This window comes from Paenibacillus sp. DP01, assembly GCF_044784315.1.
Taxonomy (GTDB): Bacteria; Bacillota; Bacilli; order Paenibacillales; family Paenibacillaceae; genus Paenibacillus; species Paenibacillus polymyxa.
On the sequence record NZ_CP173059.1, the window covers coordinates 570,837 to 595,475 of the forward strand.

Below are 24,639 nucleotides of genomic sequence, written 5' to 3' on the forward strand. Positions count from 1 at the left end.
AAAACAGGACACCCCATGAACTCTTTCTTTGTGTGTTGGGATGTCCTGTGATGGTATGTGATTTGCGGGATGTATACGGGATCTATTTCAGGCGCACCTGGTGTTTAGGACCGCATATGTTCATCAGCCACAGAAGTATCAGCGGTTGTATCTTTGTCAGTTGTGTGTAATTCCTGGTGCTGCGAACCATCGGACTTCATCAAGCCGGGATGACCCACATAAGGACGATCACTTCGCGAGCGACCTCGGGTAAGTCGGAAGCCAATCAAGAACAGCACAAGCTGTGCAGCCAGTATGTAGGGAGATGCTTCTGGCCCGAGCCACTGAAACAGGGCGACAACGGCGATGACCATACACAACAGGCTTGTTGGGAAATGGGATGCCGTCACGTCCAGATCATTTTGTTTACGCAGGGTCATCAGACGATAGACATACAGCAAGGCGATTAAGCCAGAAACGAACCTTATCCATGCATACCCTATAAGCCATGAGGCAGATTGTGTGGTGTCGGGTAGACTAACATCGACATGACTGTAGGTTATCAGTTCTATAACCAATCTTGAGATTAACCAGACCATTCCCGCCAGCGCCAGCGGACCGGCCGCTGGGCGCAATAGTTTCCATAATGCTGTTCCCCAGCCTGGAGCATGGGATTCCAGTAGAACAAGTCGTCGTTCCTCGATCAGTTTGTTCATTTCACGCTCCAGTGATTTGAGAAGCAATTCCCGGCGGAATGGATCACATTCCCGAAGGGATGCTTGAACCTGCTCTTGAAGGTGAGGGGTCAAATAGGGGGCGGCCTTAGCCTCCTGAAGAGCATGGATTAGTCCATTCTGGTGCTGCTGCTTTTCACTGTTGTTGATCGCGTTCTGGGTAGCCGTTTGGAGATAACCAGCTAACCGGCCATAGATACGCAGTGATTCCTGTAATTCCTCGAGCCGCTGCTGACGCGAATTGCGAAGCTGGGCTGCACTGTGAACATACAGCCATACCAGCAAGGACAACGCCAGCAGGAAGGCGATCAGACCGGGTGAGATATATGCGGCTAATGCCGCGAAGTCCGTCGGGGACACCCGCAATCCCTCCTTCCATTGTTCTTTCTACACTATTGCACAGACCACACAGGCATTTCAAGGGCTTGTATATCTCTAAACCAAGAACTATGAAGTATTTTTTGGTAAAATAGACAAGATTACAGCAGGAAGGAAGATTCGGCATGAATAAAAAAATTGAATTTGCAACAGAACATCATGAGATATCGAATCAACCGTACGAGCTGCTTCGCGTAGATTACGCCATTCCAGCCGTCGAGGAATATCGGGCTTTACGCAAGGAGGCTGGTTTATCGCAAATTACGGAAGAAGCGGCAGCTAAGGGCCTGCCGAACAGCCTATTTACTGTAACGCTACGTCTTGGACAGGAATTGATCGGGATGGGCCGGGTGAGCGGTGATGGCGGTGTGTTTTTTCTGGTTACGGATATTGCAGTCAAGCCTTCCCATCAGGGGAAGGGCTATGGGCGTAAGCTTATGGAAGAGATTATGGAGTATTTAAGACGGGAGGTTCCGGCGGGCAGCTTTGCAACGCTGATTGCGGATAAGCCAGCCGACCGGTTATATGCGCAGTTCGGCTTCCAACTGGTCAGTCCGGGGTCAGAAGGGATGTACTGGCGCCAGCCGGGGGGACTGTAAGCTGAAAATCCCGTACGAGTTTGAGCTAGTTATAAAACGGATAATTAACAGTAAGAAAATTATAGATAGGAAGAAGGCAACTTAATATGAAAGTAATTATTTTTGGAGCGACAGGAACAATTGGCAAAGCGTTAGTAAAGGAAGCGATCAAGCGTAAGTATGAGGTGACGGCGGCAGTGCGCGATCCGCAACGAGTGACGGAGCAAAGTGAATATTTGACGGTGGTTCAGGCGGATATTCTAAACCCGAATTCCGTTACAGAGGTAGCCAAAGGGCACGATGCTATCATTAGCGCCTATGGTCCCAAGTTTGGAGCTGAGGAGGAACTGCTCGAAGCAACTCGTTCTTTACTGGAAGGAACACGGCGTTCCGGCGCGGAGCGCATACTTGTCGTTGGCGGAGCGGGCAGTCTGAAAACAGAATCCGGTGAGCGTCTCATGGATACCGCTGAGTTTCCGGAGGAAGTGAAGCCGCTGGCGGCTGCGCACGCTGATGCCCTGGAGCTGTACCGTGCTGCGGATGTAGACTGGACCTATTGCAGTCCTGCCGGAATTATTGAACCAGGTAAACGTACAGGACAGTTCCGTATTGGCTTGGATCATTTGGTGGTTGATGAATTAGGTCATAGTCGCATCTCTGTCGAGGATTATGCGGTAGCCCTGATTGATGAGTTAGTAGAAGGGGAATTTGTCAATTCCCGCTTTACCGTCGGATATTAATCAACAGGGATGGCTATATGGGAGGCGAAAAAGCATGTATATGGTGACCGCCGAACAAATGCGGCAACTGGATCGGTACACGATTAACAAACTGGGAATCCCGGCCCTGATCTTGATGGAAAATGCCGGGCGAGCAGTAGCTGACGAGGTACTGAAGCTTTGTGCGGAGAGACGTGGAACAAGCGATGGCATAAATGAGGTCACACACACAGGACCGGGGGATGTACCAGGACATGGCGGCGTTATACGGACGGATTCATCGAGCGGTGGGCAATATGGCGTACGTGAACGAGCACACTGGTATATCCTCGTAGGTAAAGGCAACAACGGCGGTGACGGACTGGTGGCAGCCCGCCATCTGACCGATGCAGGTCTGCGCGTCACCGTTGTGTATGCCGAGCCGCCTGCAACGCTGCGCGGTGAAGCGGCTGCCCAGCGCGATATCATCGCGGCGCTGGATATCCCGGTTATCCTCTATGGTCGGGATAACCTCGACCTGCGCGGTGCCTCTGGCATCGTCGATGCCCTGCTGGGCACAGGCACGCAAGGTCCACCGCGCGAACCTTACGCCTCGCTGATTCACGAGGCTAATGCCAGCGGCGCGCCGATCGTGTCGGTAGACGTGCCTAGCGGACTCGACGCCGACACAGGTGCGCTGCACGAGCCGTGCATTCATGCGCGTGTCACCGTATGCCTTGCCTACTTGAAGTGTGGGCTCGCCCAATATCCGGGCGCCGGAAACGCTGGTGATGTGGTGGTACGCTACATCGGTATCCCGCCCGGCCTTGCCCGTGAGCGTGGCGTGCAGCTGCGGCTCCTGACCAGCGATACGCTGCGCGACGCGCTGGACGTGGACGTCAGCCGCAGCCGTGTGCCGGACGGGCACAAGGGCACCTACGGCCACGTTCTGGTCGCAGGCGGAAGCCTGTGCATGAGCGGTGCGGGCCTGCTGGCCGCACGTGCCGCCTTGCACATAGGCAGCGGGCTTGTGACGTGGGCGGTGCCAGAAGCGCTGTTGCCACGCGTCATTGGCGCCGCACCAGAGCTGATGCTCGCTGCCGCAGCAACAGGCAGCGACGGCGAATGGAACGCCGACTCCGCAGATGAGCTGCTACAGCTCGCGCAGGCGCGCGATGTGCTGGCCGTCGGGCCTGGCCTCGGCCGCTTCGCAGGGGACACTGGCTGGCTGCGCCGCCTATGGGAGGAATACAGCGGTCCGCTCGTGCTTGACGCGGACGCCTTGAACATCCTCGCCTCGGCGGGGCCTGAGCTGGATGCATGGAAGTCGAGAGATGCGGCAATCGTGTTAACGCCGCATCCCGGTGAAATGGCACGTCTGCTGGGAATATCGACAGCGGAGGTGCAGCGTGACCGTATCACCCATGCCCGGGAGTACGCCCGGACACATGGAGTCACGCTGGTGCTCAAGGGAGCACGCACGGTCATTGCGTGTCCCGACGGAGCGACCTACGTCAATACCACAGGCCACGCCGGGATGGCGACAGGCGGTGCGGGCGATGTGCTGACAGGCATCATCGCAGGGTTGTTGGCCCAAGGCTTGAACGCTTCACAGGCAGCAGCCTTTGGCGTGTATCTGCATGGTGCGGCTGGAGAAACGGCCGCGCGCCATCGCCAGCATCCCGCCTCAGTGGTAGCTGGCGACATCATTGAAGCCCTATAATCCATAGCAGCAGTGGCAGGAGGAAGGCCAGCATGATCTGTACTCCATATTCACGGTTCAGCCAGTGCCTTCCGCCATAATAGAGCAGTGTAATCCCTGCACCTGCCATGCCGTTGCTCAACGAGATGCCCGTTCCAGCAGGCGACATCAAAGATCCTAGCAGAAGAAAGACACTGAACCCTACGGCAAGATATAGCGTGAACTGCTCAGGCTTGCGAAGCCAGGGTAAAAGATCACGTAGTGCATCAGCGGCAAGAGCCGCCGGAAGGGCAAAGCCATAGGCCCATAACTGCGCGGTAAGTTCACCGCTATTGCCTGCTATACTCACAGGCAATCCCGTTATTTCCTCTGTCAGATAGCAGTAGACCCATAACAGACCAAAAACCAATCCTCCACAGGCAAGCTTATTCAGCGCATAACAACCAAGCTCCATCCGCCAAGGCATTTTAGAATTAAATTCATTCCAAGGCTGTCTCATATTGCGACTCCCTCCTCATTTCAATCGGTAAATCAAAACCATTGAAGGAATTTATTCTCAATTACAATCCGCTTACCGTTTACGACATTTGAGTTTACGTTAGCTGTGTATCATGTTCCTAAGCAAAATAAAGATTGCGGATAGCCGCGGTACGGAAAGGCGGGGATTGCATGATACAGGCGGTTATTTTTAATCTGGAAAGTACATTGTTAGACCCCGGAGGTCGGGGCTTAATCCAGGGAATGTGCGACATCTTCAGATGGAAGGGTATACAGGTAACTGAAGAGCAGGTATCTCATGGACGGGGACTGCCCATCCGGGATCATATTGCGAATGTGCTCGGACTTTCAGAGGTTCGTAGAAAATGGTTGGAGTGCTTTGGTGCGCATCCTGGCAGAGTGGATATTGAGCATATTTATCTTGAGCTTGTCCCTGTTCTTCGCTCTTTGATCCAAGGGGCTGAGACTGCTGTCGGTATAGATAGGGCGTTGCAGGAGCTTCAAGATCGCCGCATTCAGTCAGGCGCTACTGCATCCTGCCCGATGGAAATGCTAAGTCATGTATTCACGCCTGCACAGTCACCCTATACGCTGGATTGTATGGTAGCCCCATGTGAAGTTTCGCAGGGGAGGCCTTATCCTTGGATGATCTATGAAATTGCACATCGCCTGCAGGTATTCCCGCTTAGCGATATTGTGAAGGTAGGAGACACAGCAGCCGATATGCAAGAAGGACGGAATGCCGGCGTTTGGACGATTGGTGTGTTGAACCATAACGAGAGTGCTTTGGCCGCGAACCACACTACAAGCTGTGAAGTGGACGATAGGGTAGCCGAGGAACGACGCAGACAAAGTATATATGGTTTGAAAAGGGCAGGGGCCCACATCGTGATGAACTCGGTCGCTGACTTGCCGCGTATTTTGCGTGAAATTGAAATGCTCCAGCATACGGGAGGCTATCCTTCTTATATGAAGCCGAAGAAAACAGCTGCGACTCCCCCATCGTGGGCATAACGGCTATAACTCTTAAGTGCTTATATAGACCTTTAGGTTATATATGTATGCATCTACCTGGATAAAGGTGTACTCAGCTCGGCTTTCTAACCTCAAAGGAGCATTCGCTATGTTAGCGAATGCTCCTTTTGAGTGTACTCCTTTTCGTCTGTAAAATGACCCGTAAGATGGACACTTTCAATCAAGTGTCCATCTTACGGGTCACAGTTCACCGAAATCATTACTGGTCGGAATTTTTCACCCGGAACTGATCAGCATGACGTTGTAGATTGTTGGAGAGTGTGGTCAGATTACGGGCTACTTCGGATAGTTCTTTTACCGCTAGGGCCTGCTTCTGTGCGCTTGCGGATACATCTTCTGTCATTCCGGCAGTTTGCTGCGCCGCGCTGGCTGTGTGCTTCAGATGTTGATCTACGCTGTGACGTACCTCCTGCATTTCTGTAGTCAATTGGGCCAGATGTGCAGCCAGTTCCTCAACTTCCTCTGATACCTGGGTGACTTTATCAACAGACTGTAGACATAATGCAATTTGTTTTTCTTGTTCATTGACAGTGTTTATATTTTCATCAAATTGATCGCCCATTTGCTCAATTTGCTCGACAAAACTACTTAAGATTTCGTCAATTTCACGAATAGATATGGCAGATTGTTGGGCAAGTTGTCCCATTTCATGAGCTACGACAGAAAAACCTTTACCAGCTTCCCCTGCACGCGAAGCTTCAATCGAGGCATTAAAGGATAAAATCTGCGTCTGCTTTACGATGCCCTGTACCTGCTGTCCAATGTTAGCTGCTTCGCGGGACTTTTCAGTTAGCGCGTGTGACATACGCTGCATTTGCTTGATTCGCAGAGCGCTTTCTCGTCCCTTCTCCAATAGCAGTTCATGTTCACTGGCTACCTGATTACGGACTTCATTGAGATGGCGCGCCGTATCCGTAAATTGGTGCACATGGCTTCCGACTTCATCCAGCGTTTGTCCTAAGCGGTCAGATTGCTGAACCGACTCTATCGTTTGATCTGCTTGGTTTGTAGATACATCGGCAATTTGTTGGAGTGTGCGGGACAGTTCCTCGGTTTGGTGAAGGGTTCCTTCTGATGTCACGACGATATTCTCGGATGCTTGCTGAAGTGTACTCGAACTGCTTTGAATGTCCACAATCATATTGGACATGGCTTCTACCATCCGGTTCGTCAAGCCGCTGATTTCACCTAGCTGATCATACGTAACTTGCTGCGATGTAGCCGTAAGATTGCCATCAGCTACTTGCTCCAGTGTATCTTTAATAAACCGCACTTGACGTAGTATTCGACGTGTTACCAGCATCATTGCCGCAATGGAAATGATCAGAATGATGGAGACCACAGGGATAACTAGCCGATAGGCCTCAGGCAAGGTTTTCTCGTATACTTCAGTTACAGAGGCTAGGGATCTGTCGATTCCCAGATAGCCTATGATGGTTCCATCTGTATCTTTAATGGGTGTAAAGGAAGAAAACATCGTTCCCCAATCAGGGTCCGTTGTGATATCTGTAGTTACCGTCTCCCCTTGTTTCAATCTATCTGCCGTTTCTTTACGGGTAAAACTTACAGGACTTCCAAAAGGACTGTAGTCTTTGTCGTCCCAAGCAGCTCCGTCCACTGTAAGCTTCCACTCATCGCCAACACGATTGTACATATACATATACAGGACTCCGCTTTGCAGCCTGAGCGTATTTAACTCGTTCCGAAGTTTTTTATACTCACTGCTCTGCTCGGATGGATTCGTGTTTAAGCTTTTGACGGCTGATTTGTCCAGTAGCTTGGCCGTATTCACCGCCAACGCTTCATTGTTTAGCTGCATGGTTGATAGAGAAGCATTCTGAATAGATAGTTTGGTCGTCCACAGAATCATGACGCCAATCACAACTAAAGGAATGAGCAAGATGAAGTAGAGTTTGGATTGTAATCCCAATCTTTTTTTGACTTTGCTTTTCATAATATGCTCCTTACTATATTATTTCACCTTCCTATATATCGTGTTTAACTAGGAAAATATGAATAGTAATTCATATGTTTCATGAATTTTTTGCATATTTACGCAAGTTTCATCCCCATAGAAAAAAGCCTTAGCTCAGCAATAACCGAGTTAAGGCTTGTAGTTTATGATTTACAAATCGTCAAATCCGTTGTCATCTCCGACCTTGCCATAATTGCGTGATTTTGCTTCAAAAAAGTCCGTTTTTGTTGCATTCAGCGCTTCATCGGAAAATGGCTTGATCCAAGGCATACAGTTTACATCTACACCTTCGTATGCTTTGTCCATACCCAGAAGTCTCAGGCGCATGTTTGCCATGTATTTGATATAATCGCTCAGCTCGTTCAAGTCAATGCCGCGAACCTCTTTGAGCGTGTAATGCGCCCAATTCGTTTCCAGTTCCACAGCGCGGTTGATCATACGATAGACATAGTCCGTATTTTCCTTGGTATTCAACTCAGGGAAATCAGCCAAAAGCTGCTTGAACACTTCGGCAAAGAAGTAGCAATGCTGATTTTCGTCGCGCTGAATATACGAGATCATCTGGCTGGTGGCCATCATTTTTTGGTCACGGGCCAAATTGTAAAAGAAAGCAAATGTACTGTAAAAGAATATGCCTTCCAGAATCAAATCCGCTACCATGGCTTGGAAAAAGGTTTGCGGGTTCTGCTCATCGCGGAACTCTTGATAAATGTCCGAGATGAATGTGTTACGCTCCAGCAGGACAGGATCATTTTTCCAGTATTCAAAAATTTCCTTCTGCTCCTGCTCTGATACCAGGGAAGACAGCACGTAAGAGTAGGACTGGTTATGCACGACTTCCTGTTGTCCGATAATGGCCGAAATAGCTTCCAGCGAGGAATCGGTAAAATATCGTTTTACATCTCCGACAAACATGGTTTGCATGGAATCCAGCACAGCTAGCAGGCCAATATTAATTTTGAATGTGCGCTGCTCTTCGGCATCCAGCATAGGGAATTGGGACGCGTCCTTGGACATCGGAATTTCATCTGGAATCCAGTGGTTCAGCAGCAGTACTTTATATAGTTTGTACATATGCGGCATCCGAATATCGTTCCAGTTCAGGATACCGGAGTTTTCGCCTTCAATAATACGGGTAGAGCGGTTAGGCGCTTCCGTGTTAAAAATCTTTTGTAACTGCATGAGAGCCTCTCTCCTTTAGTTTAGGATGCGCAGCTTTCGCATTCTTCAATCGTCAGTGCGCGGCTGCGTACATAATAGGTCGACTTCATACCCGATTTCCAGGCATGAATATGCAGCGCTAAAAATTCGGTAGCTTTAATATCTGGGCGTACATATAGATTAAAGCTTTGACCTTGGTCAATATGACGCTGACGTGCAGAAGCCATGTTGATTGAAGCGTGTTGATCCAGCAAGAAAGCTGTTTTGTAGTACCAGATGGTTTTTTCATTCAAATCTGGTGCAGGGTTAGCGATCTTGTAGGTTGTTTTCTCTTCATAGGAAAGCAACTCATACAGTGGATCAATACTAGCGGTAGAGCCTGCGATAATGGACGTAGAACCGTTAGGCGCAATGGCGAACAGCCATGCGTTACGGACACCGTTTTGTTGGACTTGTTCCGCAAGCTCGCTCCACTCGGACGTAGTGACGAATTTGCCTTCACGTGTACCGTCTGTATAGCCACGGGAAGTGAAATAATGCCCGGTCGACCAGTCAGAACCCTCGAATTTGGCATAACGGCCTTTTTCTTTCGCCAGCTCCATGCTGGATTTTACGGCCAGGTAGTTAATTTTTTCATACAAATGATCATTATAGGTTACCGCTTCATCGGACTCCCAGCGGATGCCCTCAAGTGCGAGCAGATGATGCAGCCCAAATGTACCCAAGCCGACAGCACGATATTGGCTGTTTGTGTATTGTGCTTGCAGCACCTCAATGTTGTTGATATCAATAACATTATCCAGCATACGTACCTGAATCGGTACGAGACGATCCAGCACACCTGCCGGAACCGCACGAGCCAGATGGATGGAGTTCAGGTTGCACACAACAAAGTCGCCAGGAATTTTGGAAATAACAATGCGTGTTTGTCCATCCTTGGTGACCAGTTCTTCTTTTTCCACTACCGTTGCAGATTGATTTTGCATAATTTCCGTGCACAGGTTGGAGGAATATACCATACCATGGGCGCGGTTTGGATTAGCACGGTTTACCGTATCGCGGTAGAACATGTACGGCGTACCTGTTTCCAGCTGTGATTTCATCAAACGCTTCATGATGTCAATGGCAGGCACCGTAATACGAGAGAGGATCGGATGCTGTGACGCCTCCTCATACTTCTCACGGAAGGAGCCTGAACCGAAGGCTTCATCATAAAAATCCTCCAGTCCCAGTGGACGACCCTTGTCATCCTTCCAGCCCATCACCTTCTTCACTTCATGCGGACAGAACAGATTCCATTCGCCCCGTGCTTCGACCCGCTCCATGAACAAATCGGGCAGACATACGCCGTGGAACACGTCATGTGCACGCATCCGCTCGTCACCGTTGTTCAGCTTCAGGTCCAGGAACGCCAGAATGTCTTTGTGGAATACGTCCAAGTAAACGGCGATTGCACCTTTGCGTGTACCCAACTGGTCTACGCTAACAGCTGTATTGTTTAGCTGGCGAATCCAAGGGATAACGCCAGAGCTTGTATTTTTATGTCCACGGATATCGGAGCCGCGCGCCCGTACTTTACCGAGGTATACGCCGATACCGCCACCCATTTTGCTAAGACGGGCTACATCGGTATTGGAATCGAAAATACCTTCCAATGAATCGTCTACGGTGTCGATAAAGCAGCTGGAGAGCTGTCCGGCCACCTTTTTTCCGGCATTAGACATGGTTGGTGTAGCTGCGGTCATGTACATGTTGCTCATCGCCCAGTATGCTTCCTTGACCAGCTCCATACGCTTGTCGGCAGGCTCTTGATGCATCAGGTACATTGCAATAATCATGTAGCGTTCCTGTGGAAGCTCCATTACGCGTCCGTCAAAATCATTGGCCAAATAGCGCTCAGACAGCGTCAACAGTCCAATATAGTCGAACAGCAGGTCATTCTGCGGCATTATGGAATCGCCGAGCTCATCAATCTGCTCCTTGGTGTAGCAGTCAAGCAGTTCCTGACGGTAGATTCCTTTTTGAACTAAATCAGTGATCAGTGGATAAAAAGCGCCGTAAGGCTCGTCTGCATAGGATTTGTAACGGCGGTGAGTAGCCGCTTTTTTATATAGGGAAGTGAGCAAAGCACGCGCAGCGGCAAATTTCCAGTCCGGTTCTTCCTTGCTAACCAGTTCTAGAGCAGCCATTGCAAATGCGTTGCTAATCTCATCTCCAGTGACTTCGTCCCGGCGGAGCTTACTAGTTACACCGCGAATGAGTCGATCTTTATCCAGCTTGTCCAGCCCGCTGAGTACACGGTCAGCATATACGGATATACGTATTTCATCAAAGGCCAACTGGCGATTGTTTGGTTTGGTTACGAGTTGTGGCATAGGATTAATTCCTCGCTTTCTTGATTTGGAATTCATACTTAGGGAATAGGCATGAAAATGATCTGAGAAAAGAAACTGGTGAAAAAAGCGATGGTCAGACAGCATTTTGGGGCTGTATGTAATCCAATAACATAGAAATAGCGATGCGCCTGCCAATGAAGGAAAAAAGATGGTTTCCGTAGGAATCATCGGCTACATCACTATATTTAGAGGTGTTATGAATATTTAACCCAACATATTGTGTATATAAACTTAAAATTTCAAATAAGTGCAAGGAGTATTATAGCAACATTCGAAGCCATACGTAAAGGAAAAGGAATGGAAAATCAAAATATGCAGAGAAGTCGCGGGCTGTATTTGAATTGAGACGGAGTGAACGGTACAATAAATGATAAAGATGTTTCCTACTAAAATAAGCCGTATACATATGGAACTTTTTTGAAGAACAAGGTTGCTTTATCGACTGAGTTTTTAGAATTTTAAAAAAGATGATTTTTTCAATTTAAAGGAGGAACTTGGTGATGGCCATTGCAGAAGTGACAGTAATCCCGATTGGAACGGGGAGTACGAGCCTGAGCGACTACGTTGCTCAAATGCAAAAAGTGTTGAAGACGCAAAAGGGAATTACCTATGAACTTACCTCTATGAGTACGATTATTGAAGGTTCGTTGGACGATGTGTTCACCGCTATTGCTGCGCTACACGAAGCGCCATTCCTAGCAGGAGCCAAACGCGTTTCCACTTCGGTCAAAATCGATGATCGCCGTGACAAGCCTTCCTCCAGTCGCCAAAAGCTGCGATCCGTCGCAGATAAGCTATCCGGAACCACGGCAGGGAATGTTACAGAATTAAATCCAAATCTTAGTTGATAAAGTTGATGTAAGTGATTGATTTTTATGTAACTAAGAGTATAATAGTTTTTGTTGTCAGTCACACTGACCTGCTGGTGTAGCTCAGGGGTAGAGCAACGCACTCGTAATGCGTAGGCCGGGGGTTCAATTCCCTTCACCAGCATCTTATAAAACTCAAGCACAGCGCGGCTTCCAAGCTTTTTGGAGGCTGCGCTTTTTTGTGATTTTGGACAATCTTCTACCATTTTTCTACCCTTTAGTATAGTAAAGTGGATTTTTCAATGTTCATGGGTTCCCCTGTAATTAGAATTCCCAATGTTTCTTAATGCCGCTTCTTGAATGCTAATAGTGGATCAAGTAAGAGAAATCTTAGAAGCGGTTGATTGGATTCATCTTGTTTTAAGTTGGTTTTGAGTAAACTTATTGAGCGCTATTATGCCCGTAGTGTTTGGAATTTGATAACACAAGGCTTGTGGACGCATGCAAGCAGGACGCAATCTATGCGTAAGGACGGAATGGGGATAAGTAGTGTTTTAGTGCGACGGTCGAACTGTGAGCAGGGACAAGGGTAAACGAACTTAAAACGGATGCTTCAATGCCAAGTCGGCAGGAGTGGCCTATGATAAACGTAGCCTTTCCTCATGATTCGCAAAAAAGATATTGACAACTGGTTAATTCCTTTACAAAAATAGTAAATGATTATAAAATACTGGAATTTCTATGCGAAGGGTGGCTATGTCATGAAGCATACACCTACGATTCGAGCGGAATTAGATAGATATTTACAACAAGAGGGCATGAGTCTAACGCAGTTTGGGCATATAGCAGGCATGAATAGGGGAATCGTAAGCGCCATTGTGACAGGGAATAAGTCCATGTCTGTTAACCAGCTTGATTTAATCACTGAGGCTATGGGCTTACCAGAAGGTCACTTTTACGACTTGTTCGTGGAAAATTACATCGTCGACCATCCTCCGAATATGAGGCGAATCGAGCCATTTTTGTATCGCTGTGCAGAGTTGGACAAGTTGGATGTGATTCGTCGAGTGGTGGGAGCCATCATGGACAATCTGCTGTATTCACCCAAGCTATTTGAAATTGCAGAGGAATTGTTGTCGCAGGGAAGAAATGCGGCTGCATTACTGCTCTATGAGGGGGTAGCTGAAGCGGAGAAATATCAACATTCTGAACGCTTGGCAGTCTGTCAATATCGCATATTCACGATTCAAATTGGAGACGATCAAAGTCGTAACATTAGGGCGGCAGCGGTGTTTGAAGCTTTTGTCGAACGGCTGGATGAAAGTGACCAGCTTGATGCGTTGAAGGATTTGGCTAATGTATACAGGTCTTTGCGTAAATGGGACAAGGTTGACGAAATGGCGAGGAAAATGAGAGCCAAGGCAGAAATCCAATATTCAATGAAACATGAACAACGGAGTCGAGAGCGGGATGAGTCTGTCAATAAGCTAAGTCGACCGTTGTTTGTATATATTTCCTATGCTGACCTGTTGTGCGCAAGTGCCTGTGAAGCCAAAGGCGATTATCAACAAGCTCTACAATATACATATGCCTACGCTGATTTAGGTTGGGTCAAAGAGACGACGGACGAGGCCACCCAACACTGGATTGGCTTGTTCCAAAACTGGGCAGAATGCAATATTTATGTTAATACACTCCTGTCCGGGGAGATAAGTGTACTTCCGGATTATGTAGAATACATTGCTGCCTCAAAGGTCGATAATGAAATGGTTACTAAACTGTTGAACTTAATACTTGCTGCTAATCGGTACCAGTTAGACGTGAATGATATACTTAAACGGTTTGAAATGATTATTGATTCTTTTGTGCAGCAATCGTCATCTGATATGTATACGAAACAAGTTATACCAGAACAGTATGCACGTTTGAGTTATGAGTTAGCGTATTATCATTTACATCGAGGTACATACGACGATGGCTTCAAATACTTGATGTATTCAATGGTAAGTTATCATACACTAAATAATGAGAGTTTTTATATAAACTGTATAGGGCAGTTTGAGCATTTCCGTACTCATGCGGTTCCTGAAACAATACAAAAATTCTCAAAATTCATTGAAAAGGTGTGGTTAGATAATGTTAAAGAAAATGGTACTGCTAATCATTGCGGCTAGCTTTTTGTTTATTGGTACTATACCTGTTCAGTCGAATAACCATAGCCAAATCGTACAATTGTTTGACCAAGTTGGCGGTGCTTAAACGTAAGTAAAGCAAATACCCGCTAACCTTAACTGGTCGGCGGGTTTATACATTGAAGGGGTTTCTACACAATCCATTAATTACCTATCCTGAGGTGATCAGCATGAACCATACATATAAAGTGTTAAAGTCCGATATCGGACTATTTGCTGCTGCTTTAAATCAAGCAAGAGTGTACGTTGTTCAGTCGTTGAGAGAGGATATGGTGTCGGTTGTAGATTATGGTGGCACTATAGAAAAGGTTTCGCCTGATTCGGTCAAGATTGCCGGAGCTTATTACATACGGAATCAATTTGAATTTAGAGTAGATGTGAAGAAGGACTCCACTGGTATGTAACCAGTATGGAGTCCTTTGTTGTTTATTTAGTTGAATACTCGCTAACATCAAACGTAAGGATTTTGTTGAAGATTACGTAGTCTTTACGGGTACTAAATGGACCTTTGTTATTATTGTGCTTATCAATAGCATAAGATGCTGTACCTGATCCAGATTGTTTACCTTCGTACCAAGAAATGAAAGAGTTTACTTCTTTCATGCTCAGGTCGAATTCCTTTTCCAACCCTGTATCCAGTGTCACAACCAAAATTGCGCGGTCACTAGTTGGTTGTGATGGTTCGGTTGGAACGCTAGGATTAGACGGTTCAGGTTTAGGGTTTGGTGTTGGGTTCGGATCGGGAGTTGGCGTTTCGGTACCAGGGAAATCTGGATCGATGGGTAACTCACTCATAATACCAAGCGTTACTTCATGAATGGAAGCCCATGATGAGCGGGCATCAACATTAATTCTAATAGCGCTGTACACGCCCTCAGTAATATCAATACGATCTAATACTCTCATTTGTGTATTTGCGCTCACAGTTCTAGTTGAGACAGGGCTTACTTGAGTCCATTCTCCATCCTTTAGTCCAAAAATAGTATAATCAACTTGAGCTTGAGGCGTTGTTTGGGCAGCTAACTGAATAAAATTCATTTTCAAACGCCTAGGAAAATTTAACTCAAGTGAAGCGACAGGAACTGACGCATTCCATTTTGTATCTAAACTTTTATCCAATGCTTTATCTGCGGTCTGATTACTATAAGTGCTAGTTGCCTTGGCAGTTGTACCGATGGGAGGTGTGAAGCCTTCCATACTCTCAACGGCAGCATAAGGAGGAGTCACACTATAGTCTTTAGTAGCATAGATTAAATTGCCTGAATCATCATATGCTTCAATCTTATAATAATATTTTTTGAAATTAATAACATCGGTATCACTATATTTAAGTTGTTTTAAATCGTCGACTATTGTCTTATAGGGGCCGCCAGAAATCGTTGATCTTTTAATTGAATATGTAGTTGCTAGTCCCATTTGGCCCCAGTCCAGTACAACGCTTGATTCTTCAGGAGTTACGTTCACTCTTTCGATGATAGTAGAATCACCCAATAACCCGTCCTTACTAATATCAATAGCGTCAATGGAAGAAACTTTTGTTTCAGTTGTTGTGATTACCACAGTATGCCATTTATTAGTTAGGTTAAGTTTTTCATAGACCAAGTACTGTCCTCCAGCACTTCTATTAAGTGTGAAGCTTTCTAATGCACCATCAATCTCAATATTTAATTTGTTTGTATGGTCTGTATTTGAATCGGTGATAATCCTTATTTTATCTCCGAAAAAAGGAAAAGAAGCTGTATCACCAATGCTACTTGTGAGTTTCATACTTGAGGAGTAGTATAAAGAACCAGGATTATCTCTCCAATTTCCTCGGTATATGATATTAGGGTCTTTGTCATCAAATCTTGTCCAACCAGCTTCGGGAGAAGTTAATTTTTCACCTACTGAAGCGGCGTAGATATTCTGATTAAAACCAAGTAAAAGAAGTAAGGATAACAAAGATGTTAATGCTAGTTTTTTCATAAATATGCCCCTTTTGTTTTATTTGCTTGGTAAGCATACAAAAAAGAAAAAGGTATGTCTAAACATTAATGTATATATATTCAAATAAAAGTTGAAATGAGAATTTAAATTTTTATAGCAGTAATTACTCTCTGTCACTCTATACACTGATAGGCTTTTTTGTTTTGCGACAAGCTATGCGATACTTCGACATGTCTCCCAATATAGTATTGAGAAGATTTGAAATACTATGGAGGTGTCGTATGATAAAAGGAATCGTAAGAGGATTAATTGTTTTTTACTAGCTGCTATTTTCTCGGTACAAGGTGTTTATGCTGAACCGACAGCAATCAACCAACATACAGCAGCTGGGTATACGTTGGAGTTCCCAAGTTCACGCTACCCTGAAACCAGGGCGCATATTAGAGATGGAATAGCAGCTGGACATTCTGCTGTATGTACGATTGACCGTGATGGAGCTGAAGAAAACAGAAGGGAGTCGCTCAAAGGCTATCCGACTAAAAAAGGATATGATCGCGACGAGTGGCCAATGGCAATGTGTGCTGAAGGTGGCGCAGGTGCTGATATCAGATACATAACCCCTAGTGATAACCGGGGAGCAGGATCATGGGTAAGTCATCAGTTAGATAAGTATGCTGATGGAACAAAGGTAAGATTCATAGTGAAATAAGGATGAGAGACTCTAACGGTTGACGGCCAATAGAGTCTTTTTTATACCCAATAAAAATTAAATATGCAAATATATAGATTATATTTATAGATAAGCAAGTTTATGTTTAGACTCACTAGATTGAATCGAGTAATCTTATGCATACAAGAACACGGAGGGGAGAAATTGTTTTGAAAAAAGTATTTACCGTTTTTATTATTTGCATAGTTTTTTTGTCAACAGGAACACAAATATTTGCTGAACAAAATGAATGGACAAGCGTGACCGATTTAACTAAAAAAATCGACAGAGTAAACCTTTTAGCTATTGATGGAAAGATATATTCAATAGGGGGACATGACCAGAACAAATTTTATGACACGATTGATGTTTATGATCCCGAAGCTAAAACGTGGACACAAAAGGGAAAACTTCCAGCAGTGAGAGGAACGGTTAACGCTGCTGTATATGATGGTAAAATATACATTGTAGGTGGCGAGCCTATAAATAACAAATTAGATATCTATGACCCGTTGAAAAATGAGTGGACACAAGGAAAATCATTTCCTAATGATGTAGCTGGTTATGCTGCTCAATTTGTAAATGGAAAGCTTCTTGTAATTGGTGGATTCACCAAGTATACCGATTCATCAGACAAAGTTTACGAGTATGACCCAAGTACCAACATATGGACAGAGAAGGCTCATTTATCCACTCCTCGTAGATATACAACTTCTGTATTAGTAAATGGAAAGGTGTATGTCATAGGTGGTATTAACGAATCAAAAGGGATGCTTTCTTCTATTGAAGTGTATGATCCTCAGAATAATACCTGGACAACAAAGTCACCGATGTCCACTCCACGTATGGGGTTGGCATCGGCTGTACTAAATAATGAAATATATGCCATTGGAGGTAATACAGCTACTGATACAATAAGCGGACCAGGAACAGCTGAAGTTGAAAAATACAATCCTAAGACAGACACTTGGTCTAAAGTAACCAGCATGCCGACTGCAAGGGGATTCTTGTCAGCAATTAGTTTGAATAATTCAATATATGTTGCAGGTGGCTCTAATAAATCCGTATACTTTTCAGTCTTTGAGAAATATACGCCTGGCGATAATGGAACCTCTCCAAGCCAACCAGGAGATCCAGGAACCTCTCCAAGCCAACCGGGAGATCCAGGAACCTCTCAACCCAATAACCCGGTGGGAGATCGTGCTATTCTGGTAGTCACCATGACAACCGGTTTAGAGAAGGAATTTGATTTGAGCATGAAAGAGGTTAATGACTTTATTGCCTGGTATGAAGGCAAACAGGCTGGTTCTGGATCGGCTTCATATGCCATTAATAAACATGATAACAACAAAGGTCCATTCAGCAGCCGTAAGGACTACATGCTTTATGATCGTATCCTTACGTTTGAAGTAAGTGAATACTCTAAATAAATTAAAAAGCTCTGCTAACCTTAAGGTCGGCAGAGCTTTTTAGTTGGAAAATTGCTTACAGACGGACATTTAAGGCGGAACTGATATGAACCAACTTTAAATGTTCGCAGAAAATAAAGTTTTGATAACTACAATAAAAGAAACAACGGTAGGCTAGGACGAGAAAATATGCCCTAGACTGTCGCTGCTTCATCTGTTTCATTGAACTAACGTTTCCCGTTAGCGTAATGGGTTCATTGTCATTAGCCTCAACCGCTTACCTGTTTGCTCAGACTCCTGGCAACAGCTGGGGCATGATGCTTTTGCCATAATCCAAGACGTACTTATTAATCTCTGAGACAAGTTTTGTGTCCTTAGTTTTGTAGTGCACCTTGTTAATTACGAAGTAACCTGTACTAGAATATTGCTCATCACTCGAAAACATCAACGTAAAACGATAAAACAAAAAAGCCGCTAAAATAGCGACTTCAAATGGGACTATGCTCTTGTCCCCCGACAGTTAATCCAGATACAAAATCTCAATCTCGCCCGGAGCGAAGGATTGCTCTGCGTAATTCCCCCCCCAATCACAAAGCGATCTCAAAATGGGTTCAAGTGATTGACCCAGTTCCGTCGTTGAATATTCCACCTTAGGCGGTACCTGATTGTACATCTTTCTGCGAATTAATCCGTCTGTTTCCAGTTCCCGAAGAGTTTGAATCAGCATCTTTTGCGATATATTATGAACGAGTCGCTTGAGCTCTCCCGTCCGTTTAGGTCCTTTTATTAAATAGTACAGAACAAGCCCCTTCCACTTTCCTCCGATAACCTCTAGTGTAACTTCCAGTTCACAGAAAAATGTTTTCATATCAATGCACCATCTCCCGATCTAAGAATATCCCCTTCATGTATCGCTTGATCCTTCAAGGATCACTGAAGGAAAAATTGAACGTTACATGGAGGGGATAATACAATCGCATTTAAGTTGATTTAAAAATCTTTGTCGTTTGAAAATTATTATGTCCTGGTTAAACTTGAGCTACTCCGCCATCTACGAATAATTCAACGCCGTTCATATAGCTGCTTTCATTAGAGGCTAGGAACATGACAGCATTGGAGATCTCTTCAACCTGCCCCACTCTGCCGAGCGGAATATCATTTTTTGCCTGTTCCAGTAAATGATCTAGTTCAGAGCCAAATAACTCATCGTACGCCGGCGTTACGATTGTTCCCGGACTAAGGATGTTTATACGAATTTCGGTCCCTCTCATATCAAGAATCCAGCTGCGGACGAGCTGTCTGATCGCTGCCTTGGATGCACCATAGATACTAAACGCTGGCATCCCCGTCGAGCCAGCAGTGGATCCCGTTAGAATAATCGAACCTCTTTTATTTGGAAACAAAGCTAATGCCTTTTGTACTGTAAAGATGGTTCCTTTCACGTTGACATCGAAAGTCTTGTAGTAGTGTGCTTCTGTAATTTCTCCTAATGGAAGAAATGACCCTAGTCCGGCATTTGCAAAGAGAATGTCCAAGTGTCCCTTTTCTCGCTTAACTGTTTCGAATAATATATCTAGATCTTCCGATTTAGATATGTCACCTCGGACACCTGTAACATTCTTTCCGATCTGCTTTACTGCTTCATCCAGTTCACGTTGTCTGCGTCCCGTGATAAAAACGTAAGCCCCTTCTTTTACGAACTGTTGTGCCGACGCGAGACCGATGCCGCTTGTACCTCCGGTTACAACTGCTACCTTCCCGTCAAATTTCCCCATTCTATTACACTCCTTTTATAATGATTTATATGGTATAGAATGCTCTGTCTGTTTCATGAACCTCCTATGAACGATAGTATGGGGGAAAAGTTACAAGAAAAATAGTACCCACTTTTTTGTGATATAGTCACCAAAAAGTGATAATTGAGGCGGCACAAGCGTTTGTTTTTACAGCCTAACAGATGGAAGTGAGCTCCATTAATTACTCACCACATGATACCATGTATTTGAACTATCCTGCCCGTGGGACTTGATCCCGAGCGCTATAGTGTTCGCCCTACTTGTCATGACCATGATTGAGGCTGGTTGGGACGTAAGATCCCGTATAACAAGCGATGCTATGGAGCGACAAGAAGAACCTTAGGGATGCCGGGGAATCTAAACTTACAGGGAGAGATGAAATGAATCCAGTTGTCGGTCTAGATATTTCAAAAGAAGAAAGTCATGGACAAGCCTTTTTAGCGCGCGGAAAGCCCTTCAGAGGGACATTCCACTTCGAGCACACTCGTGATGGCCTAGCAAATTTACATCAAGTTTTGAAGGATGTTGAGACTGCATCCAAACTACGTCCTCTGCTTATTCTAGAAGCAACCGGCCATTACCAAAGTCCCGTTGTTCAGTTCCTAGAAGAACATCACTACATTTACATTATCATTAATCCGCTCATCTCAAATCGGCTTAGAAAGTCTCAACTTCGTAAAGTAAAGACGGATGCTGCGGACGCTTACCTATTGGGAGAGTTGTACTACAAGGAAGAGTTTGAACCTTTTAAAAAAAGAGGTGTGCAACTTCTCAATCTGCGCTATCTTACAAGACAGTATGAGTCCCTTTCAAAGATGTGTGTACAGACGAAGCTGCAATTCCAAGCCGTTTTAGATCAGGTTTTCCCAGCTTACAAAGGCGTCTTTGGAGCTATGTATTCCCGTATTTCACTACGGTTTTTAAGTAAATTTCCAACCTCATATTCAGTTTTGCAGACGGATGAAATTACACTCAAAGCTAAGATGAAAGAACTACTTTCTTCGAAACGGGGGCGTTCAGAGGGCTGGATTAACCAACGGGTTCAGCGACTGCTAGACGCGGCAAAGCAAAACCCATTTCAGCAAACCATGTATGCAAGCCACTTAATCAATTTGAAAGTTCTTATTACCCTTATTCTTCAGTACTAAGAGCATCTTGCTGAACTGGAACAGAACATAGATGCTCTGGCTGAAGAAATTGAAGAGTATGAATTAATTCAGTCGATTCCCGGTATTGGGCATAAAATTGCTGCAACAATTTTATCTGAAATTGGAGAAGTCAACCGATTTGATCATCCTAAAAAGAGTGGCTTTTGCAGGCATTGACCCGAGTGTCTTTGCTTCCGGTAAATTTACAGCAACTCGAAACCGAATCACGAAACGTGGTTCCAGGCAGTTGCGTTACGCACTGGTAATGGCTGTCCAGTGTGGGCTTATACGCTCCCGAAATATGCGAATCAAAGCGTTCTATGATCGCAAGAGAGCAGAAGGAAAACCACATAAAGTAGCTCTAATCGCATGTGCAAATAAGCTCATCCATTGGCTTTATGCAATCTTGAAAAACAAAAAGGAATTTCGTCCAATTTAAAAGATTATCATTGGCATAACCTTCCAAGACACAACGGAAATTGGAGGGTTATTTGGCATGCTCATTTTAACTATACCACATGATTTAGAATCACTTTACTGGTAATCTTGACAAGCTATTAGCTGGTATAGCTTAACGTCGCGGTTCAGCCTACAGTTTTCAGCAGGCGACCGTAGGATGCTGCTATGAAGGATCTGGAGATGAGACGGAGGGACTTGAGACCATTAAGGCATCTGCCTTGTACTTGTTGGCTCAATTATTTTCTTCTACCAAATCTTCTACCGAAATACGGATATCTGTAATACCTGACGGAACCCTATTTATTGTTGGATAGGCTATAGGAGCCTTGTAAAACCCATCAAAACTCTATTCCAACGCACTCGTAATGCGTAGGCCGGGGGTTCAATTTCCTTCACCAGCATCAAACATGTATAGATAGACCCTATTTATTACCTCTAATTGATTTAAAGGTACCAGATAGATATTATCTGGTACCTTATTCTTTTATATATTAATTTAGTAAGAAAGGTGTTCCCCTTTTAATGAGGAGCACCTTTTCAAAATACTTTAAAACTTTTTGAATTTGTGGCTCTTCCAAACCGTTTTTATCTAATCCGGAAGGTTCAGCAGTGATTCCTTTATCAAGTGTCTCCTCAACAAAGGATAGAACAGCCTTTCATTTTATTTATTAACTAAAGCAGACAATTCACCTTCAAAGACTTTCTCTTCTTTGTCATTAAAAGTGGTCAGCAAAACAGTAACTATTCCTGTTTCACTTCGTTTTTCCCTAAGCTCAGTCACCTCCACAATTGTATGTAATTCATCTTCCGGGTACACGGGTTTTATAAATCTGATATTGTTAAAAGCAGTTCCCGCAATGACATCGTCACCATAAATACCTGTTTCAACCCAAAGCTTAAAAGAAACTGCTAGCGTTTGGATTCCTGAGGCGATGATTCCATTAAATCTTCCCCGCATTGCTTTATCTTCGTCCAAGTGCATGTATTGCGGGTCGAACTCAGCTGCAAATCTCGTGATATTCTCTTTAGTTATCTTTATGGACTTGGTTTTAAATGTTTGTCCGACAAAAAAATCATTAAATTTCATAAATGTACTCCTTTGCTGAGATTATGTGCTGGGTGGACTCCATTAAAATTTATGGCTTGATTATAACACTTGATAATAGTACTTAGTACTAATTATAAAAATATGCCCATTTAGAAAAAACACTAGAATATATTGTAGCGACATCAGCGACTAACGAAAACGAGAAGATATCAAATCTGCTCAATGTTATAATTGCCGCAAACCAATATAGCATAGATGTAGAAGAAATACTCCTCGATTTGAAGCGGAGATTAATTCGTTTTCTGAACAGCCTTTATGATTATCGCGGCTAGCTTTTTGTTGTTTATTGTAACTGTGCCTAATCAAGCCTTTAACCACCACCATCGTATCCAGCCTCAAGTTACCGTTGGAGGAGCTTAAACGTAAGCAAAGCAAATCCCCGCTAACCTGAACTGGTCGGCGGGGATTTTTGTTGAACAATCTAAGGACAGTATGTTGTACAGTACCCCTTGTACAAATTTATGATTCCCAGAAGTGAAAAATTTATGTGTAATTAAAAGCAATGCTGCCTTACAAATAATACAAAATAAGCTGTCTGGTGCACTTCAATGATATGAAGGTCTTTTAGTTTTATTTTAGAACAGAAACAGCTACAATTATCGCTGCTGTCTCCTTGTGCTTATTGAGCATCGTTTCCCGCAAGCCCAATAGTTGATGGTTATTTACCCCGCTTATTAACCAAAGGGAAAAATAGGAAACTTCTCGAAGTCTGGTCTTTAGTGCACTGATATGCTTGACCTCTGGTATAGGCATGCATGTTTCTATTTCTACTGACCACTTCTACCGTTGCGGGCAAATTAACATGTTCGTAACTAGAACAGCTGCTAATTATAAGCCCTTTTCTTCTTCTTCCGAATTAGCATGGTCAGGAAAAGGAGGACAGGCAGTGCAATCTGAAAGATAGGCCAGATCTGAATCAAAGCTACATGGAGACCGAACCACAAAAATTCAGTTAACCTTGGGGAGAGAAACGTAAGAGCATATATGATGATGCTTAGCAACAGTAACGCAGGCTTATATCTAAAGGGGGTTATCGTTTGAAGTCCAATGACGGCCCCATACATAAATCCAGCTGTTTTGACTCCGATTCCAATAAATAGAACCATCGAAAACAGGACATCAGCTCTCTCAACGATCTTCGGAAGATGAATTAGTTGAGTAACCTCAAATAAGGGATAGGTGCTTGAGGCTGCCCATTCCGGACCTAGAACCAGGATTGTTAGTTCATTCATTACAATAAGGAACACAGCAGTGATCCAGTAAGCAATGACGATCGACCGCTGTAATTTACGTTTATCCGTGACAAGCTTGAACAGCACAAGAAAAAGAACCGTCTGCCCGAAGGGAAAAGACACGATCTCGGGAATGGCAGCCTTCACTACGGGAGTTAAACCGTTCTCCAGTGCAGGAAACAAAAATTCAAAGTGAATAAGTCCCGTAAAAGGAGTAAGCAATAGTAGAATGCCGTAACCCAAAGCCAACAGAAGCAGAAATATATGACTTGCAAGGAACCAGACTCTCGGTCCAAACCGTACCCCATCAGCACAGACAATTAACGCTATAAGCGTAATGACTTCAGTAGGGGTTTTGTTCAGCAATGTCAATGCACCGAGCTCACCAATGTCCCTGACACTCCTGGAAGCTTCATAAGCAAAGTAACTGATGAACAAAAGCCCACCCAGACTACCAACCCATTTTCCCCAATAATGGCATAGAAGCTCATACAAATCCCGGTGTGGGTCAAGCTTATGCATGTATAAGTACATCATAAGCAGTACGAAGCCTGCAAGTGCACCGATCAACATGGCTAGCCATGCATCCTGCTTGGCTTTACCCCCCAATAGGAATAACGTTGTACTGCCTACCTGAAACAAGGAAAAGGCGATAGCTAACCCGGATACCTTGGTGACGGTTTTATTCATACTGTTTAAGCCCCTTTATACAAATGG

The 24,639-nt window shown here is 44.7% G+C and carries 19 protein-coding genes, 1 tRNA gene and 1 pseudogene; 11 read left to right on the top strand and 10 right to left on the bottom strand.

The features are described 5' to 3' along the window. Positions 1 to 104: 104 nt before the first annotated feature. On the bottom strand, positions 105 to 1,073 hold the full coding sequence (locus ACH59B_RS02565; RefSeq protein ID WP_045245090.1) for a hypothetical protein: 969 nt from the start codon (positions 1,071 to 1,073) through the stop codon (positions 105 to 107). Positions 1,074 to 1,216: 143 nt separating this feature from the next. Between ACH59B_RS02565 and ACH59B_RS02570 the strand changes: the two genes are divergently transcribed. The 3 genes from ACH59B_RS02570 (at position 1,217) to ACH59B_RS02580 (ending at position 4,090) form a co-directional block, all read left to right on the top strand. Next, complete coding sequence (locus tag ACH59B_RS02570; protein WP_045245089.1) at positions 1,217 to 1,690, top strand: GNAT family N-acetyltransferase; 474 nt, start codon at positions 1,217 to 1,219, stop codon at positions 1,688 to 1,690. An 86-nt stretch (positions 1,691 to 1,776) separates the two neighbouring features. Continuing rightward, a complete protein-coding gene (locus tag ACH59B_RS02575) occupies positions 1,777 to 2,409 on the top strand; it encodes an NAD(P)-dependent oxidoreductase (RefSeq protein WP_016819444.1) in 633 nt (210 codons plus the stop codon). Positions 2,410 to 2,443: 34 nt separating this feature from the next. Next, the gene (locus tag ACH59B_RS02580; protein WP_045245088.1) at positions 2,444 to 4,090 is read left to right on the top strand and encodes an NAD(P)H-hydrate dehydratase; all 1,647 of its coding nucleotides are present in this window, start codon (positions 2,444 to 2,446) and stop codon (positions 4,088 to 4,090) included. Here ACH59B_RS02580 and ACH59B_RS02585 read toward each other — a convergent pair. Continuing rightward, a complete protein-coding gene (locus ACH59B_RS02585) occupies positions 4,074 to 4,568 on the bottom strand; it encodes a hypothetical protein (RefSeq protein ID WP_045245087.1) in 495 nt (164 codons plus the stop codon). The two genes, ACH59B_RS02580 and ACH59B_RS02585, sit on opposite strands and share 17 nt — an antisense overlap. A 170-nt stretch (positions 4,569 to 4,738) precedes the next feature. Here ACH59B_RS02585 and ACH59B_RS02590 point away from each other — a divergent pair, with 170 nt between their 5' ends. Beyond that, positions 4,739 to 5,581: an HAD hydrolase-like protein gene (locus ACH59B_RS02590; RefSeq protein WP_404303259.1), complete on the top strand. Its 843-nt coding sequence runs from the start codon at positions 4,739 to 4,741 to the stop codon at positions 5,579 to 5,581. Positions 5,582 to 5,801: 220 nt separating this feature from the next. On the opposite strand, the gene ACH59B_RS02595 is transcribed toward ACH59B_RS02590, so the two are convergent. The 3 genes from ACH59B_RS02595 to ACH59B_RS02605 form a co-directional block, all read right to left on the bottom strand. Further along, positions 5,802 to 7,556 (bottom strand): methyl-accepting chemotaxis protein, encoded by a 1,755-nt coding sequence (locus ACH59B_RS02595; RefSeq protein ID WP_123796693.1) that lies wholly within the window; start codon positions 7,554 to 7,556, stop codon positions 5,802 to 5,804. A gap of 171 nt (positions 7,557 to 7,727) precedes the next feature. Next, entirely contained in the window at positions 7,728 to 8,759 is a 1,032-nt protein-coding gene (locus ACH59B_RS02600) for a ribonucleotide-diphosphate reductase subunit beta (protein ID WP_016819449.1), read from the bottom strand. A 20-nt stretch (positions 8,760 to 8,779) separates the two neighbouring features. Further along, complete coding sequence (locus ACH59B_RS02605) at positions 8,780 to 11,113, bottom strand: ribonucleoside-diphosphate reductase subunit alpha (protein ID WP_026065484.1); 2,334 nt, start codon at positions 11,111 to 11,113, stop codon at positions 8,780 to 8,782. A 521-nt stretch (positions 11,114 to 11,634) separates the two neighbouring features. Between ACH59B_RS02605 and ACH59B_RS02610 the strand changes: the two genes are divergently transcribed. The 4 genes from ACH59B_RS02610 to ACH59B_RS02625 all read left to right on the top strand — a co-directional run bounded on the left by ACH59B_RS02610 (position 11,635) and on the right by ACH59B_RS02625 (position 14,539). Beyond that, entirely contained in the window at positions 11,635 to 11,982 is a 348-nt protein-coding gene (locus ACH59B_RS02610) for an MTH1187 family thiamine-binding protein (RefSeq protein ID WP_016819451.1), read from the top strand. Between the two features lie 73 nt (positions 11,983 to 12,055). Continuing rightward, a tRNA-Thr gene (locus ACH59B_RS02615) sits at positions 12,056 to 12,127 on the top strand. 577 nt (positions 12,128 to 12,704) lie between these two features. Continuing rightward, complete coding sequence (locus tag ACH59B_RS02620) at positions 12,705 to 14,117, top strand: helix-turn-helix transcriptional regulator (protein WP_167441024.1); 1,413 nt, start codon at positions 12,705 to 12,707, stop codon at positions 14,115 to 14,117. A gap of 188 nt (positions 14,118 to 14,305) precedes the next feature. Continuing rightward, on the top strand, positions 14,306 to 14,539 hold the full coding sequence (locus ACH59B_RS02625) for a hypothetical protein (RefSeq protein ID WP_167441023.1): 234 nt from the start codon (positions 14,306 to 14,308) through the stop codon (positions 14,537 to 14,539). A gap of 22 nt (positions 14,540 to 14,561) precedes the next feature. Here ACH59B_RS02625 and ACH59B_RS02630 read toward each other — a convergent pair whose 3' ends face one another. Beyond that, a complete protein-coding gene (locus ACH59B_RS02630; protein ID WP_404303263.1) occupies positions 14,562 to 16,100 on the bottom strand; it encodes a hypothetical protein in 1,539 nt (512 codons plus the stop codon). Between the two features lie 229 nt (positions 16,101 to 16,329). Here ACH59B_RS02630 and ACH59B_RS02635 point away from each other — a divergent pair, with 229 nt between their 5' ends. Both ACH59B_RS02635 and ACH59B_RS02640 read left to right on the top strand, forming a co-directional pair. Further along, positions 16,330 to 16,770 carry a NucA/NucB deoxyribonuclease domain-containing protein gene (locus ACH59B_RS02635; RefSeq protein ID WP_167441022.1) on the top strand — a complete coding sequence of 147 codons (441 nt, stop codon included), beginning with the start codon at positions 16,330 to 16,332 and terminating at the stop codon, positions 16,768 to 16,770. A 170-nt stretch (positions 16,771 to 16,940) separates the two neighbouring features. Next, complete coding sequence (locus ACH59B_RS02640) at positions 16,941 to 18,200, top strand: Kelch repeat-containing protein (protein WP_404303265.1); 1,260 nt, start codon at positions 16,941 to 16,943, stop codon at positions 18,198 to 18,200. A 499-nt stretch (positions 18,201 to 18,699) separates the two neighbouring features. Here the strand turns inward: ACH59B_RS02640 and ACH59B_RS02645 are convergent, their stop codons facing one another. Then, a complete protein-coding gene (locus ACH59B_RS02645) occupies positions 18,700 to 19,047 on the bottom strand; it encodes a helix-turn-helix domain-containing protein (RefSeq protein ID WP_019685981.1) in 348 nt (115 codons plus the stop codon). A 160-nt stretch (positions 19,048 to 19,207) separates the two neighbouring features. Further along, complete coding sequence (locus ACH59B_RS02650; RefSeq protein ID WP_031462735.1) at positions 19,208 to 19,954, bottom strand: SDR family NAD(P)-dependent oxidoreductase; 747 nt, start codon at positions 19,952 to 19,954, stop codon at positions 19,208 to 19,210. Between the two features lie 401 nt (positions 19,955 to 20,355). Here ACH59B_RS02650 and ACH59B_RS02655 point away from each other — a divergent pair. Then, positions 20,356 to 21,562, top strand: a pseudogene (locus tag ACH59B_RS02655) (IS110 family transposase). Positions 21,563 to 22,243: 681 nt separating this feature from the next. Here the strand turns inward: ACH59B_RS02655 and ACH59B_RS02660 are convergent. Continuing rightward, complete coding sequence (locus ACH59B_RS02660; RefSeq protein WP_017428063.1) at positions 22,244 to 22,669, bottom strand: MaoC family dehydratase; 426 nt, start codon at positions 22,667 to 22,669, stop codon at positions 22,244 to 22,246. Between the two features lie 845 nt (positions 22,670 to 23,514). Then, positions 23,515 to 24,612 carry an endospore germination permease gene (locus tag ACH59B_RS02665; RefSeq protein WP_045245083.1) on the bottom strand — a complete coding sequence of 366 codons (1,098 nt, stop codon included), beginning with the start codon at positions 24,610 to 24,612 and terminating at the stop codon, positions 23,515 to 23,517. Positions 24,613 to 24,639: the final 27 nt, after the last annotated feature.